The 15,061-nt window shown below is 41.9% G+C and carries 17 protein-coding genes and 1 tRNA gene; 10 read left to right on the top strand and 8 right to left on the bottom strand.

Annotated elements, in window-relative coordinates:
• Positions 1–2 precede the first annotated feature (2 nt).
• The 8 genes from EW142_RS09225 to EW142_RS09190 all read left to right on the top strand — a co-directional run bounded on the left by EW142_RS09225 (position 3) and on the right by EW142_RS09190 (position 8,294).
• Positions 3–1,205 carry an FtsW/RodA/SpoVE family cell cycle protein gene (locus tag EW142_RS09225; protein WP_130613059.1) on the top strand — a complete coding sequence of 401 codons (1,203 nt, stop codon included), beginning with the start codon at positions 3–5 and terminating at the stop codon, positions 1,203–1,205.
• Positions 1,192–2,280 carry an undecaprenyldiphospho-muramoylpentapeptide beta-N-acetylglucosaminyltransferase gene (gene murG, locus EW142_RS09220; RefSeq protein ID WP_130613056.1) on the top strand — a complete coding sequence of 363 codons (1,089 nt, stop codon included), beginning with the start codon at positions 1,192–1,194 and terminating at the stop codon, positions 2,278–2,280. The genes EW142_RS09225 and murG overlap by 14 nt, the downstream gene beginning before the upstream one ends.
• Positions 2,277–3,629 carry a UDP-N-acetylmuramate--L-alanine ligase gene (gene murC / locus EW142_RS09215; RefSeq protein WP_130613053.1) on the top strand — a complete coding sequence of 451 codons (1,353 nt, stop codon included), beginning with the start codon at positions 2,277–2,279 and terminating at the stop codon, positions 3,627–3,629. The genes murG and murC overlap by 4 nt, the downstream gene beginning before the upstream one ends.
• A complete protein-coding gene (locus EW142_RS09210; protein ID WP_130613050.1) occupies positions 3,619–4,338 on the top strand; it encodes a cell division protein FtsQ/DivIB in 720 nt (239 codons plus the stop codon). Before murC ends, EW142_RS09210 begins: the two co-directional genes overlap by 11 nt.
• Positions 4,339–4,341: 3 nt before the next feature.
• Entirely contained in the window at positions 4,342–5,664 is a 1,323-nt protein-coding gene (gene ftsA / locus EW142_RS09205) for a cell division protein FtsA (RefSeq protein WP_130613047.1), read from the top strand.
• 42 nt (positions 5,665–5,706) lie between these two features.
• A complete protein-coding gene (ftsZ, locus tag EW142_RS09200) occupies positions 5,707–7,659 on the top strand; it encodes a cell division protein FtsZ (protein ID WP_130613044.1) in 1,953 nt (650 codons plus the stop codon).
• Positions 7,660–7,760: 101 nt separating this feature from the next.
• Entirely contained in the window at positions 7,761–8,213 is a 453-nt protein-coding gene (locus tag EW142_RS09195) for a GatB/YqeY domain-containing protein (RefSeq protein ID WP_130613041.1), read from the top strand.
• A 7-nt stretch (positions 8,214–8,220) separates the two neighbouring features.
• Positions 8,221–8,294: transfer RNA gene (locus tag EW142_RS09190), tRNA-Arg, on the top strand.
• Between the two features lie 202 nt (positions 8,295–8,496).
• Here the strand turns inward: EW142_RS09190 and EW142_RS09185 are convergent.
• From EW142_RS09185 to EW142_RS09170, 4 genes are all read right to left on the bottom strand, one after another.
• Positions 8,497–9,024, bottom strand: a complete 528-nt coding sequence (locus EW142_RS09185) for an SRPBCC family protein (RefSeq protein ID WP_130613038.1) — start codon at positions 9,022–9,024, stop codon at positions 8,497–8,499.
• Positions 9,025–9,077: 53 nt separating this feature from the next.
• Positions 9,078–9,668 carry a carboxymuconolactone decarboxylase family protein gene (locus EW142_RS09180; protein WP_130613035.1) on the bottom strand — a complete coding sequence of 197 codons (591 nt, stop codon included), beginning with the start codon at positions 9,666–9,668 and terminating at the stop codon, positions 9,078–9,080.
• Between the two features lie 57 nt (positions 9,669–9,725).
• Positions 9,726–10,226 (bottom strand): SRPBCC family protein, encoded by a 501-nt coding sequence (locus tag EW142_RS09175; protein ID WP_130613032.1) that lies wholly within the window; start codon positions 10,224–10,226, stop codon positions 9,726–9,728.
• Between the two features lie 120 nt (positions 10,227–10,346).
• A complete protein-coding gene (locus tag EW142_RS09170; protein WP_130613029.1) occupies positions 10,347–11,216 on the bottom strand; it encodes an RNA polymerase sigma factor in 870 nt (289 codons plus the stop codon).
• A gap of 169 nt (positions 11,217–11,385) precedes the next feature.
• Here EW142_RS09170 and EW142_RS09165 point away from each other — a divergent pair, with 169 nt between their 5' ends.
• Both EW142_RS09165 and EW142_RS09160 read left to right on the top strand, forming a co-directional pair.
• Positions 11,386–11,958, top strand: a complete 573-nt coding sequence (locus tag EW142_RS09165; RefSeq protein WP_205783248.1) for an SRPBCC family protein — start codon at positions 11,386–11,388, stop codon at positions 11,956–11,958.
• 67 nt (positions 11,959–12,025) lie between these two features.
• Entirely contained in the window at positions 12,026–12,703 is a 678-nt protein-coding gene (locus EW142_RS09160) for an alpha/beta hydrolase (RefSeq protein ID WP_165395250.1), read from the top strand.
• Positions 12,704–12,846: 143 nt separating this feature from the next.
• Here EW142_RS09160 and EW142_RS09155 read toward each other — a convergent pair whose 3' ends face one another.
• The 4 genes from EW142_RS09155 to EW142_RS16720 form a co-directional block, all read right to left on the bottom strand.
• The gene (locus tag EW142_RS09155) at positions 12,847–13,746 is read right to left on the bottom strand and encodes a DUF5777 family beta-barrel protein (RefSeq protein ID WP_130613023.1); all 900 of its coding nucleotides are present in this window, start codon (positions 13,744–13,746) and stop codon (positions 12,847–12,849) included.
• Positions 13,736–14,284, bottom strand: coding sequence for a YceI family protein (locus EW142_RS09150; RefSeq protein ID WP_130613021.1), 549 nt, complete (start codon positions 14,282–14,284; stop codon positions 13,736–13,738). Before EW142_RS09150 ends, EW142_RS09155 begins: the two co-directional genes overlap by 11 nt.
• Positions 14,277–14,714: an OB-fold protein gene (locus EW142_RS09145; RefSeq protein ID WP_130613018.1), complete on the bottom strand. Its 438-nt coding sequence runs from the start codon at positions 14,712–14,714 to the stop codon at positions 14,277–14,279. Before EW142_RS09145 ends, EW142_RS09150 begins: the two co-directional genes overlap by 8 nt.
• A 160-nt stretch (positions 14,715–14,874) precedes the next feature.
• Positions 14,875–15,018 (bottom strand): hypothetical protein, encoded by a 144-nt coding sequence (locus EW142_RS16720; protein ID WP_165395249.1) that lies wholly within the window; start codon positions 15,016–15,018, stop codon positions 14,875–14,877.
• Positions 15,019–15,061: the final 43 nt, after the last annotated feature.

Below are 15,061 nucleotides of genomic sequence, written 5' to 3'. Positions count from 1 at the left end.
CAATGTTGGCACTACTGAAAAATTTGAAAGGAGATAAAGCCATTTGGGGGGTAGTTGCCCTTTTGGCTCTCTTCTCATTTTTACCAGTGTACAGTGCAAGTACCAACTTGGTCTATGTAAATGATGATGGTACCACCTTAGGACACTTGGTGAAACATGGGGTACTCCTCTTTTTAGGCTTTGGGATTATTTATGGGGTGCATCGCATACCCACGCATTACTTCAAAGGCTTGTCCATCATTGCCTTGCCCATAGTATTGATTCTTTTGGCATATACCTTAACCGTTGAAACCAAAATAGGAGGTGTTACCGCAAATCGATGGATAAAGATTCCATTTGTGGGGGTGAATTTTCAAACTTCGACCTTGGCATCTGTGGTTCTGATGATTTGGATTGCCCGGTACCTGACTAAAATCAAGGATATCCAAATCACATTCAAGGAAAGTATTTTGCCACTTTGGGTACCTACAGCACTTGTGGTTTTGTTGATACTGCCCGAGAACTTTTCGACAGCGGCCATCATTTGTTTCATGGTATTGATATTGTGCTTTCTGGGAGGCTATCCCTTAAAATACCTCCTTACCATAGTAGGAGCAGGTTTGGTTCTCTTTGGGATGTTTCTTTTTGTGCTGTTCAAAACCCCAGATGTACTACCACAACGTGCAGGAACCTGGAAATCACGAATTGAAACTTTTTGGAGTCCCGAAAAAGCGGATAAAGATGCCTTGCATCAGCTTACTCTGGCCAAAATTGCCGTTGCCGAGGGAGGCGTGGTTGGTAAAGGAGCTGGAAAAAGTGTTATAAAAAATATGCTTTCACAAAGTACCTCAGACTTCATATTTGCCATCATCATTGAAGAGTATGGTCTATTGGGGGGAGGTGCCTTGCTGTTTTTCTATTTGTTGCTGCTGTTTCGGATAGTGGTAGTGGCCAATTCCGCGAAAACCGTGTTTTCAAAGTTATTGGTCATTGGGGTTGGATTACCCATCGTTTTTCAAGCCTTGATCAATATGGCGGTGGTGGTACAGCTCTTCCCAGTTACAGGTCAGCCGTTGCCCCTGATCAGTATGGGGGGCACCTCTATTTGGATGACCTGCATGGCCATTGGAATAATTCTAAGCGCTAGCAATAAGAGTGAAAATTTGGAAGAGAGCATTGACATTGATGAGAGTAATCCTTTAGAGGTATTGAGTGGGCAATTATAGGTTCATACTTTCTGGAGGAGGCACTGGAGGACATATTTATCCGGCCATAGCCATTGCAAATGAATTGAAGCGAAGATATCCGGATGCTGAATTTTTGTTTGTAGGGGCCAAGGATAAAATGGAAATGGAAAAAGTACCAAATGCCGGATACGAAATTGAGGGCCTTTGGATAAGTGGATTACAACGGAAACTTACATGGAAGAACATGATGTTTCCACTGAAATTGATAAGTAGTTTGATCAAAGCAGGAAAAATAGTAAGGAGATTCAAACCTGACGTGGCCATCGGAACAGGTGGGTTCGCAAGTGGACCCTTGCTTCAGAGGGCTACAAAAAAGGGAGTGCCTTGCCTGCTTCAGGAGCAAAATTCGTATGCCGGAATTACCAATAAGTTGTTGGCGGATAAAGCAAAACGGATATGTGTTGCCTACGATAATATGGAGAAATTTTTTCCAAAAGAAAAAATTGTAAAAACGGGAAATCCGGTGCGTGCCGATTTGGTGAATTTAATCTGCTCAAAGGAAGAGGCCCTCACTTTTTTTGGACTTGATCCAGCCAAAAAAACGGTGTTGATTTTGGGAGGAAGCCTAGGCGCACGTAGAATCAACCAATTGGTGGAAAGCAAACTGGATTTTTTTGCCACCCACGACGTGCAATTGCTATGGCAATGTGGTAAGCTGTATTTGACGGATTATGAAAAGTACGATTCCAATACGGTAAAAGTAAAGGCATTTCTGAATCGAATGGATTATGCCTATACCGCAGCCGACTTTATTATTAGTAGAGCAGGTGCGGGTTCGGTCTCAGAGCTCTGTTTGGTGGGCAAGCCGGTTGTTTTTATCCCTTCACCAAATGTAGCAGAGGACCATCAAACCAAAAATGCAGAGGCCTTGGTTGCCCGTGACGCAGCCTTGATGATCAAGGAAAAGGAATTGGACAGCGAGTTTGAGGCCAAGTTTTCAGGACTGATGAAATCCGTGCAAGACCAAGAGAGGTTAGGCGGGAATATGAAAAAGATGGCGCTACCGAAGGCTACGGAGCAAATTGTGGATGAAATTGAAAAATTGTTGAAATGAACTTGAAGGACATACAGAACGTCTTTTTTATCGGTATAGGAGGCATAGGAATGTCTGCCTTGGCCCGATATTTCAAGTTCATTGATAAGAACGTTGCTGGATATGATAGGGTGCAATCGCCCATTACTGACGGATTGGTAGAAAGAGGAATTGAAGTCCATTTTGAGGACTCCATTGCCTTGATTGATGAAGCCTTTCATTCCAAAGACGATACTCTGGTGGTATTTACACCTGCGGTTCCAGAAACCCATTCCCAACTTGGCTTTTTTAGGAAAGAAGGATTTCAAATCAAAAAAAGAGCGGAAGTGTTGGGTTTGATCACCAAGGATACCTTTTGCTTTGCTGTGGCTGGAACCCATGGAAAAACAACTACGTCCTGCATTTTAGCACACTTGCTAAAAGAGTGTGGTATGCCAATTACAGCCTTTTTGGGCGGTATATCAGAGAATTTTGGCAGCAATTTCCTCTTGGAAGGAACTGCATTTTCCGTTGTGGAAGCTGATGAATTTGATCGTTCTTTTCTTCATCTTTCTCCAGATGTTGCTTGTATAACGTCCATGGATGCGGATCACTTGGACATCTACGGCGATCAAGACGAACTCCATAAATCCTTTAGGGCATTTGCAGGAAAATTGAAGTCTGGTGGAACCCTAATGGTTCGTAACGGATTGCCACTTGATGGAACGACATATGGGATAGAGGATGAAGCGGAATTCATCATAGAAAATATTGAAATTGAACATGGAACCTACATATTTGATTTAGTCACGCCAACAGAGCGGTTGAAAAAAGTCCGTTTCAATCAACCTGGTCGGCACAATTTGCTCAATGGATTAGCTGCTTTTGCAATGGCGGTGCAAGCGAAGTGTCACCCGCACCGCCTAGCTGAAGCTTTGGACACTTTTAAGGGAGTACAACGCAGATTTTCCTATCAAATCAAGGAAAATGACCTGGTTTTTATTGATGACTATGCCCATCATCCAACAGAAATCAATGCGGTGTACCAAGCGGTTACCGAAATGTATCCCCAAGAAGAGGTAACGGCTGTTTTTCAGCCTCATTTGTTCTCCAGAACACGGGATTTTGCCGATGAGTTCGCGAAAAGTCTTGAAAGATTTACGGTGATTTTGCTTTTGGAAATCTACCCGGCCAGAGAAGAGCCTATTGACGGGGTAAACTCTTCGTGGTTGCTTGGGAAAATTAAAAACCCAAACAAAAAACTAATAGGAAAATCGGACCTGATAAAAGAAATAAAGAAATGTAAAACCAAGGTGTTGGTGACGATGGGAGCCGGGGATATTGGTTTGGAAGTACCTAGAATAAAAAAAGAATTGGCATATGCGAGTTAATTGGAATACACTGAAGCTGAGCTTGCTATTAGCGACCGTAATAGGCCTATATGGCTTTTCGGATTATAGAAGCAAGCAAAGGGAAATTGATGATATAGAGATCAAATTCTTGGGAGACAACACATTGTTTGTTACCGAGGCCTCAGTTAATAAATTGTTAATACAAAATTATGGGGCGGTAAAAAATAGGGCTAAAGAAAAACTAGTTTTGAATACCATAGAGGAGGTAATTCAGTCCAACGATATGGTTAAAAAAGCCCAGGTCTATTTCACCGTAGATGGCAAGCTTGTTTCCAAGATTGTTCAGCGAAAACCCATTGGAAGAATTGAAAGTGAATCCAAGTTTTATTTGGATGACAGTGGAAAAAACATGCCGTTGTCGAAGTATCATTCTGCAAGGGTGCCCATTATCACGGGTAAGATAACGGGAGAAACCCTTGAGGACGTTTATGTGATTTTGAATTATGTAAATGCCGATGATTTTTTGAGAAAAAATGTGATAGGAATCCATATTGCGGAAGAAGGGAACTATCAATTGAAATTTCGATTGGAGAATTTCGTGGTCAACCTTGGAGGTGTGGATAACCTTAATGAAAAGTTCAAAAATTTTATGGCCTTTTATGCCAAGGCCACCAAGGATAATTCCTTGGAGAAATATGCAGTAGTGAGTTTAGAGTTCAACAATCAAGTGGTTTGCACCAAAATTTAAGTTATGGAACAGGGTAATTATTCAGTCGGGCTGGACATCGGAACTACCAAAATTGTGGCCATTATCGGTAGGGAAAATGAATACGGTAAAATTGAGGTACTAGGTACCGGTAAATCAAAAAGTTTGGGGGTTCACCGTGGGGTGGTGAACAACATCACACAAACTATTTCTTCAATTCAACAGGCCGTAGAACAGGCCGAACTCAATGCAGGTCTCAAAATTGGGTCGGTAGTTGTGGGCATTGCGGGTCAACACATCCGAAGTTTACAGCATAGCGATTATATCACAAGACCCAATTCTGAAGAAGTCATCAATGACGATGATTTGGATAAACTCTGCAACCAAGTCTATAAACTGGTCATGCTTCCCGGTGAGGAAATCATCCACGTATTACCACAAGAATACAAAGTCGATGGTCAATCTGAGATCAAAGAACCCTGTGGAATGTACGGCGGACGTCTCGAGGCCAATTTCCATGTGGTAGTAGGGCAGGTTTCTTCCATAAAAAATATTGGTAGATGTATAAAAAGTGCCGGATTGGATTTGGGGAACATTACTTTGGAACCCTTGGCATCTGCTGAAGCGGTTTTGAGCCAAGAGGAGAAGGAGGCAGGTGTGGCCTTGATTGACATAGGAGGTGGAACGACTGACTTGGCCATTTTCAAAGATGGTATCATACGTCATACAGCGGTAATACCCTTTGGTGGGAACGTCATTACAGAAGATATCAAGGAAGGCTGCTCCATTATTGAAAAGCAGGCCGAATTGCTGAAAATCAAGTTTGGTTCGGCTTGGCCTGGGGAAAACAAGGACAATGAGATTGTTTCCATTCCTGGACTTCGAGGAAGGGAGCCCAAGGAAATCACGCTGAAAAACCTCTCCAAAATCATTCATGCCCGGGTAGTGGAGATTATTGAACAGGTCTATGTTGAGATCAAGAATTATGGCCACGATGAGCAAAAGAAGAAACTCATTGCCGGGATTGTTTTAACAGGTGGTGGAAGCCAGTTAAAACACCTTAAGCAATTGGTGGAATATATCACTGGAATGGATACCAGAATAGGATATCCCAACGAACATTTAGCAGGAAACTCAGATGATGAAGTAGCCAGTCCTCTTTATGCCACTGCGGTAGGGCTATTAATGAACGCCGTTGAGAATGAAAACAGGACCGAAATCCAGGAGGAGGAGCCCGTTTTGGATGAGATTTTGGTAGAACAAGAAAGCGGTTCTAAAACCCCCACTTCGACAACACACCGGGAACGTAAGTCAATTTTTGACAAATGGTCGGAGAAGCTAAAAGATTTTCTAGATAACGCAGAATAATAAACCTCAAGACAACACTAGTAATACGTAATACAAAGCATTATGAGCAAGAGCAGCGAATTTGATAATATAGCCTTTGATTTACCCAAGAACAAAAGCAACGTCATAAAAGTGATTGGCGTGGGTGGTGGTGGAAGCAATGCCATTAACCATATGTTTCTTGCGGGCATCAATGGGGTGGACTTTGTTATTTGCAATACCGACGCACAAGCTTTGCAAAATAGCGCAGTTCCAAACAAGATTCAGTTAGGGGTATCCTTAACGGAAGGTCTTGGTGCAGGAGCAAACCCAGAAGTGGGGGAGCAGGCTGCGTTGGAAAGCATGGAAGATATAAAGGCCATGTTGGAAAGCACAACAAAAATGGCTTTCATCACAGCTGGTATGGGTGGTGGAACAGGAACCGGTGCTGCTCCTGTTATTGCCAAACTTGCCCGTGAAATGGATATTTTGACCGTGGGTATCGTTACCATTCCCTTTCAATTTGAGGGTGCAATGCGATGCAAACAAGCACAAATGGGGATTGAAAAGCTGCGCTCTAATGTGGATTCGCTTATTGTTATCAACAACAATAAACTAAGAGAGGTTTACGGTAATCTTGGATTTAAAGCCGGGTTCTCGAAAGCCGATGAAGTCTTGGCAACCGCTGCTCGCGGAATTGCTGAAGTAATTACACATCATTATACTCAAAACATTGATTTACGCGATGCGAAAACCGTCTTATCCGATAGTGGTACTGCCATTATGGGATCTTCCACGGCATCAGGTTCTGCTAGGGCCAATGAGGCCATTATGAAGGCATTGGATTCTCCCCTGTTGAATGACAATAAAATCCATGGCGCTAAAAACGTCTTGTTGTTAATTGTATCTGGAACGCAGGAAATCACCATTGATGAAATCGGGGAAATCAATGATCATATTCAAATCGAAGCGGGTCATGGCGCTAATATCATAATGGGTGTGGGAGAAGATGAAAACCTTGGGGATGCTATTGCCGTTACTGTAATTGCCACCGGTTTCCATGTGGACCAACAAAATGAAATTGTCAATACGGAGTCCAAAAAGGTCTTTTATACCTTGGAGGACGAGCAGATTGCCGAACAAGAACTTACTACAGAAACCACATCGGTACAGGAGGTTCAAATCAAATCAATCCCGGTTGAACCTGAACCTGAGATTGTAAAGCACACTTTGGATATCGATGAGGAGGTTGAGGAAGACATTGTTGCTTCTTCTGACCTTATTCCTACCACGAGTTACATTCGAAATTTCAACGTTTTCTATGAAGAAGTGGTGCCTGAAAATATTGAGGATGACTTTATCATCATTGAAGCCAAGAAAATATTGAATGATATAGAGGTGATAGACCCGGAAACGGTATCGCCCAAGGCAGAGGAAGATGACCAGTTCGCACTTACCTTCGATTTGCCCATTAACGATACGTCAAGCCAAGAAGAGGAGCAGTCTCCGATTACCTTTGATTTGGATGAAGAAGTTAAGGACATTGAGGTAAAAGAATTCGTGGAGGTAAGTCCGGTACTTGAGTTCAAGAAAGAAGGGGAAACCCGATATAATTTGGAAGAGTACATGGAACTCGAAACCCAATTGACCGGAGCAAAATCGGTAGCGGAAACCCACGAGCCCAAATTGGTCGAAAACGAACTGGTTTTCGAAAAAAAGACCCTGGAGGTTGAAGATAAGGTAACAGATACCGAGGCATCTGGGGATAAGGATCCAATAAATAGCCCTATCAACGATATGCTCAAGGAAAGGGCGGATGAACGCCGAAGAAAGCTGAAGAATTTCAACTATAAGTTTCAGAACAATCGAAATAGCATAGATGAAATTGAAAAACAACCCGCCTATAAAAGGCAGGGAGTAGATTTAGACGATACACCCAAGGAACAAAAAGTTTCTAGGACTACATTGAGTGAGGATAGCAATGATGAAATTCAATTGCGTTCCAATAACTCTTTTTTGCACGACAATGTTGATTAGTAGTGTTTAAACAGATTCCATTTTTTAATGGAAAGCTTAGACCCGAAGGTTAATAACTTTCGGGTTTATTTTTTATCTTCGCAGCCCAAAATAATGCATAAATGAGTTTGCAGGAACAGGTAATGACGGAGATGAAAGCGGCGATGAAGGCAAAGGATTCGGTTGCCCTTGAAGCTTTGCGGGCCATAAAGTCTGCTTTGTTGCTTGCGGGTACCGAAAAAGGTGCTTCAGATAGCCTAAGTGAGGCCGATGAAATTAAATTGGTTCAAAAATTGGTGAAGCAACGAAAAGACAGCGCTGCGATTTTCAACGAACAAGGTCGCGATGATTTGGCGGAACCTGAATTGGCCCAAGCAGCCATTATTGAGAAGTTTTTACCTGAACAATTAACCGAAGAGGAAATTGAAAAGGTTGTCGTTCAAACCATTGACTCTATAGGTGCTTCAGGGATGCAAGATATGGGGAGGGTAATGGGAATGGTTTCCAAGGAATTGGCTGGGCAAGCCGATGGCAAAACTATTTCCACCATTGTTAAGGCAAAATTAAGTTCATAAAACAAATGGCCACGTAGCTCAGCTGAATAGAGCACTGGATTTCGGCTCCAGCGGTCGTAGGTTTGAATCCTACCGTGGTCACGAATAAGTAGAAAAGCTTCATGTCAAATCAAGCCAGCTTGAATTTGTAAGTGGGGCTTTTTTCTTTGCAATAAAGATTGTAGCAACGAAAAGCGCAGGCTTTATACCTGCGCTATCATTATCTGGGCCCAACAAATCCGACACAACAAAACAACAAAGAAAAACTACTTCATCCGTATCAAAATCCCCCAGATATAGCTGATTACATTTTGGCTCCCATCTTGGCCTCAGCGATCACGTTACCCACCATTTCGTCAAGAGTTTGGTCAATGAACCCGAAAAATTGATCTTTGGTCATCTGTGGGTTATCCATGAACTTCTCGAATTTTGTGGTCCAGACCACCATGGATTTGTTATACCCAAGGTCCAACACGTTCCAGGTGTTGACCATTCCTTTTATAGGCACCCCCTCAACTACCGAATAACTGTAGGTCCTATTGGTATCGTTATAATCCACAATGTTCTCCTTAAAGAACCCCTTTCCATCGGGTGAATAGCATACCCTCTGTCCGCCTACATCCTTGGGACCTTTCCAGTCCAGTCTTGCAATAGTTTGGGAATAGTTTTGGATTTCATCCATTTTTCTAAGGACAGTCCAAACGGCATCTGCCGAAGCATCTACCACCCTAGTGTAGGTTTTGTTGGCATCGGCGCTCTGCGCATTAACTTGGTTAGAAATAAGCCCGGCAATAGCAAGGGCTAACGTGAAAATTGATTTTCTAATGTTCATCTTACTCGAATTATTTAATTGTGATTTAAGAATTAATTTCAGATTGATTTTTCTCAACGATATACCGCTTCGGTATCAAAGAGTCCCTTAGCTAGTGGGGCAAAAGGCTCATCCACTTCCGTTATGGCCAATTGATTGGTGAGATTGGACATTACCTTAACTCCAATATTCGTAATGACCTCTATCGCTCGCGCCTTATCATATCCTGCCGAAAAGAAATGTTTCAATACCCTATCTGAAACCCTGCCCTTTCCTCGGTACACATCAAGTGTAAAAGAACGCAGGGCATCAAACTTCTCATTTGGGATGATTTCCTCATTCCGTATAGCCTCCAAATCTCCTTCTTCTGATGCAAAAAATGCTCCACCAGCCATTTGATGGCCAGAGGTACAATATTTGCACCTGTTCTCAACGGCTACTGTCATTTGGATGATATTGTGTTCTTCTGGAGTGAGCATGCCGTACTGTGCCAATTGCATCTGGGTCAACCAATAAGAGCGTAAAGCTGCCGGAGCGGCACTCATAACCTTGGTCAAGTTGGGTACGAACCCAAAGTTTTCCTTGTACCAGTCAAATATCTCCTGTACTTCCTGTGGCTCGTTGGATGCTTCATCCATTTTAAAGCCTCTACTTGTCTGTTTCATTCTGATTATTTCATGTTTACTCTATTTTGATACCGTGACCTTGGAGGTGTTACATAGCTAAACCACCTTTTTGGAGAGTTTTAACATTTCCTTTTCCTTTTCGGGACTTGGGATGCCTGTTTCTACATAATATTTGAAATCCTTGAGCACATTTTCTATAATCCTGGTCATTTGCATTTTCATCATGGGTTTCATTACCGCTCCTACCAATCCCTTTGTCTCCAGATTAAAATCCATACTGACCAGTGTAGTGGAACCAATTTGTGCCAGCTTCCAATTGTTGACCCCAGATTTGACAAAAAATGGAAAACCCTCAACCACCTCATAGCCTAAAACATAGTTCTCAGGGTCAAATACCCTTATTTCTTCCCTTATTTTACCTTGTTGTGTTTTACATTCCCTAATGCTGCATGTAGCTCCATTGATTTTGGGCATTCCAGAACCCTGGGAGTGATATAATCCAGTCGCCCATTTATGGGCCTGATCAAATTGATTTCCCAAAACCTCCCAAACCTCTGAAACGGGTTTCTTAACGGATATTTCTTTTTTGATATTCATGAATTCAGTTTTTTGTTTCAACCATTTTGATGCACCCACTGTTGTAGTGTTACAAAAGCGAAATAAAAAAGCACGCCATAAAGCGTGCCTAATATTGGACCGAAAGTAAATCTCAAAGGCTTATAAGAAGTGTTTCATAAGATCGTGGTCGCTGAGAATTTCCTCTATGATGGTTTCAGTGTCAAAGTTGTCTTTGGCTGGATGGTTACGGAACAATTTGGTATGTATGTCCTCAACAGTATCAGCTACGGATTTATGGTGAAGTTCGGCGTAGTCAGCAATCTTTTCACGATACCCGACGTTGAACATTTGTTTGTCCTCTGTCAGGAATCCATTGTTGTGAAAGTGCTTCGCTTTTTTTGAACATCGACAAGGATTGGATGGATTGACAAGGCCGCACTTGTTGTCCATAAAATTGTGAAGTTCTTTTCTGGCTCTATGTAGTTTCACCCTAAAGTTCTGGCGGGTGATCTCAAAAATTTCTGAACCTATATTGTGATCCACTTCGAAAGTCTCTCCGAGAATATATATGAGCCTTTGCTCTCGAGTCAGGCACATCAACATCCCCGAAAGGCATCTGAACTGCACTTCTTTGGTCAATTCCTTTAGTTCGATTTCTTCCTCAACGGTAAGGTCTGTTCCAGGAACAGCATCCAGCCTGGCGCCATGATCTTCCAACGTTGTGAATTTGGATTCCCCTTTTCTTCTTTTGGTCTGAAGGAATTCGTTCACAACAATCCGATACAGCCAAGTACGGAACTGGCTCTTAAAATTGAACTGAGATAGCTTGGTGATTACTTTTATCAGTACTTCCTGGGTTAGGTCCAGGGCATCATCAGGCTCAAACGCCATTTTCCACGCCACATTGTAAATAAACGGTTGATGTATCCGGACTAATTTGTCCAGGGCCTTACGGTCCCCGTTCAGCGAGGCCTTTACCAAGACTTGGTCCTGTTCATCAGAGTGTGTTTCTACCAATGGATTCATCATAACAACATTGCTGAGGTCTACAAAGATTGGATGCAAAAAACGCGTCGGTGTTACAAAAGTAAGCTCAACTCAACTTCCAGACTGTTTCCCTAAAACTAGAATGGCTTTGTAACACTTTGTAATAAAATGAATCAAAGAGTAAAGTAAACTTAGATTAAAACCAAAAATTATGAAACTAATTAAGTATTTCGCCATAGTAGCAATTCTTTTGGCAAATTGCAAAAAATCGGAAAAGAACGATGAGTTGGAAGAAAATATCGAGGTGACAGAATCGATGCTGACGGTATATTCCATTGGGGAAAATGACCGACTTACCCAAACACTCATAATCGATGCCAGCGCCGATAGGGTCTGGGGTTTGTTACGAAGGCTGGATGATGTGGATAAATATTCCTCCAATATTAGTGAAGTTGTATTTACCGGAAAAAAAGGCGTTGGAGGCGAACGAGTGTGCACCTCTGAAGACGGTAAGGGATTTTTCAGGGAGCGTATAGTGGCCTTCGATGATAGGTTGCGCACTTACTCCTATTCCCTTGAGGAAGGTGTTCCTGTTAAGGGCATGGTAAATACCTTTAAGGTAGTGAATTTAGGCTACAACAAGTCCGCACTCATATGGTCATCAAAATATGAAGAATTTCTGGAGAACCCTGATATTACAGAAGCACAGTTTATGGTATTTATGGACACTGCATCCACTGAAACCGTCCGGAAAATAGGTGAAGCTGCCACTTCCTCAATGTAGAGGCATGTTTTTGAACTCTAGGCTATTGATATTTTTTTCGTCGTTGTTGTTTTTCTGCCCCAAAGCAATGGCCCAACAACAGGATTGGGCCAGTATATACAGCAAAGTCCTGCAACGGTCTATTGATATTAGTATTTACGATAGCAATCCATCAAAAAAAGAAAAACCAATTGTCTATTTGACCGACGGCAGAAAATTGCTCGAAAATGGGGTGATGGACTCCATTAAAAGATTGACTCTTTTTGGGCAGATTCCTTTTGCGACCTATGTTTTTGTGAGCACGGTAGATAGAGTTTCAGGACAGGACTATCGGAATGAAAATTTCTTTTGCAATCCTAGCTATATAAGGTTTTTCGAGAGTGAATTGGTTCCCTTCGTGGAAAAAGGCCATGAAAAGGGAAAAAGTTCGTTTGAAAGAAGTTTGGTCGGTATCTCCTTTGGGGGATTGAATGCGGCTTATTTTTCGGCTAGAACCGATCTCTTTGGAAACTATGCCCTACTTTCTCCAGTGATTTATCCATGTAAAAAGGTAATCAGCGACATATCGTTTTCACAGAACAAGAGCTTAAGAATCATACTTACTACTGGAAAAAATGACGCTGAAAATTATGTCGATGAACTCGAAAGGATATATGGGTCCAAAGGGTATGAGCTTAGTACCATTGAAACCAATGGCCAACATGATTTCAACAACTGGAACGCGCAGTGGAGGTATGTACTGAATTTTTTGATTTCCTTCGATTAGATGAATAAATGGTTATTTTATCGATATGTGCATTGAAATGAGACCAGTTCAACTACATTTATATACCTGGTGAGCAACTTGTAGCGTTGTTAGGAAGGACACAGTCAATCCCGGTTTTCTTTCTAAAGAGTTTGGAAGCTTTTTTATTTTTTAAGCTTGTTTTGTCTCAAGTGAAGTACAAAGGTGGCATTGAATCCAAAAAACAAATTCCCGTCCCGGGTATTAAAATTGTTTCTTGTTTGGGTGATAAAGGCATCCTCGGCAATGTTGGGAGCATTCGAAAGATTAAATTGGAGAATTAAATCTGTCAACTCCCAATTCAAACCAATGGAGAAGGCATCAAAGGTTTGGACGGATTCCACTGGATTTGCCAAATAGAAATATTCAGAAGTTACCGAAATATGCCCTCCTATACGGTACCGTCCCCCAAAGCCAACGGCAAAATGATTGGTAGGGTCCGCATCCAATAAGGATGAATTCCTGTGAATAAATGTTGGTGAAACCTGCAAAGAAAAATTTCTGGTAAACTTTCTGGCCACAAGGAGTTGTGTGGTGAAGGAAAGTTTATCGGAAAAGGAACCACTTTGATTGATACTGCGATTGGGATTGGTCCTGACACTTGCATTTTGGAATAGGGTCAAAGCAACCGGAGAGCCTTTTCCGTGGCTGACCTGCTGAAGAATTCGATACTTGGCATAGCCATCAAAAATTCCATCAAAAGTGGTGACCCCGGTACCCAGGGTGAATTTATCTGAAAACGCATAGGATAAGCCGAAACGGGTACTCATTCTATCCGCTAAAAAACCTTGGGTTCGCTGGGGAGTGTTCCAAAAACGTGAATTGGCCGAAATTTCCAAACTGCCTGCTTTTCGGGTTTCTACAGAATGTCCTAGCCCTATTCGTGTCGCTTTAAAGGTAGCTTGAACGTGGTACGTGCTATCGGGGAATTCATTTTCCAAGGATTTCAATAAGTCCTGACCCCAGGCAAGATTGGACATACCCAAGAAACACCAGACCGTTATGTGTACAATTCTAGTTTTCATAGGGCTGATATTCAAATCTAAATGAAACTTCAATGGTTTTGGAAATGTTTCCGGCTACTATTGGTGGAATTTTTATCTTAAAGTCAGCGACCCGTAAATCAAATGTTCCAGAAAGCACAATGGTTCCTTGAACATTCTCAATCTTTGTTTTGATGTCCAATTCCTTCGACACCCCGTGAATGTTTATCGTTCCCTTGACCAGTTTGGTCTGATTATCGGGCAGGGATGGGTCAAAATCCATAATTTTCCCTTCAAAGGTGGATTTGGGATAAATATCAGACTCAATATAGCTTTCGTTAAAATGCTCTTGCATCAACGCCTTTTTGAAGACAAAGGCACGCATCAATATGCTTACCGCCATTTCACTGGTAGAAAAGTCAATCACGCTCAACACTTGATTGTTTACTGCCTCGATATCTTCCACCGAAGTATGCGAAAAGAAACTGACCTGGCCTTGCTTGGTAATAACGCGGTTGGCGGTTTGGCTCCAACAAACTGGAACTACAAAAAGCGCAATAAATAAAATGGACTTATTCATTTGCTTGATTTACCAAAACACAGTTTAACAAAATGGCATCCATCAAGAAACCTTTGCATATTCCTTTCAGGATTATTGGGTCGCCCACGGAGAGTTTCTCAACTTGCGATTGTTGGTCGTCTTCCATATCGCACATGATACATACGTACTCCCCGTCACCTTGCAATAATACAGTATATCTGTTATTGAAAAAAGTGATTTCTTTAACGATGCCCTGAACTTCTATGATTCGCTCAACATATTTTTTGTTTGCTGAGGCCTCATCGGTAAGAAAGGAGGCCAGTAAATCTTTCGCTTGAACCCTTATCTCTGTTTCGGTAGTCAGAGTCACTTTTTTAGGGGTTCTATGGTATTCCAACCATATGAGGCTTATAAGGCCTGTGGTCATCATTACCAAAAGGATCAAAAAGTATCTTTTTTTATATGGCATATTCTCCAAAAATCACTTAATAATAGATTAGAAACTTGGTCTATTGGGTGCTTTTTAGGTAAAAATAACCCATAGGGACCGCAAAGCGATACTCCTATGGGTCGTAAACAACTAAACTGGAAAACTAATTTTAATCATAGCAATTGATTTCCCGCGCACTTCAGACCAGATTTTCATAGCCAATTCCCTGGTCCATGGCTCCATAGCCGCTGTCATCATCGTCATCGCAAGAAGCGAGGGTCAGAATGACCAAACAGGCTATGACTTTTAAAAGAATAGTTGTCGATAATCTTAAGTTTTTCATTGGTGCTTATTTTAAGGGTTAATCTTTATAAAAGGGTTACCTA

Source organism: Flagellimonas allohymeniacidonis (genome assembly GCF_004296335.1).
In the GTDB taxonomy this organism is placed as follows: Bacteria; Bacteroidota; Bacteroidia; order Flavobacteriales; family Flavobacteriaceae; genus Flagellimonas; species Flagellimonas allohymeniacidonis.
Note: the sequence above shows the minus strand (reverse complement) of the source record. Positions and strands in the feature narration are given on the sequence as shown.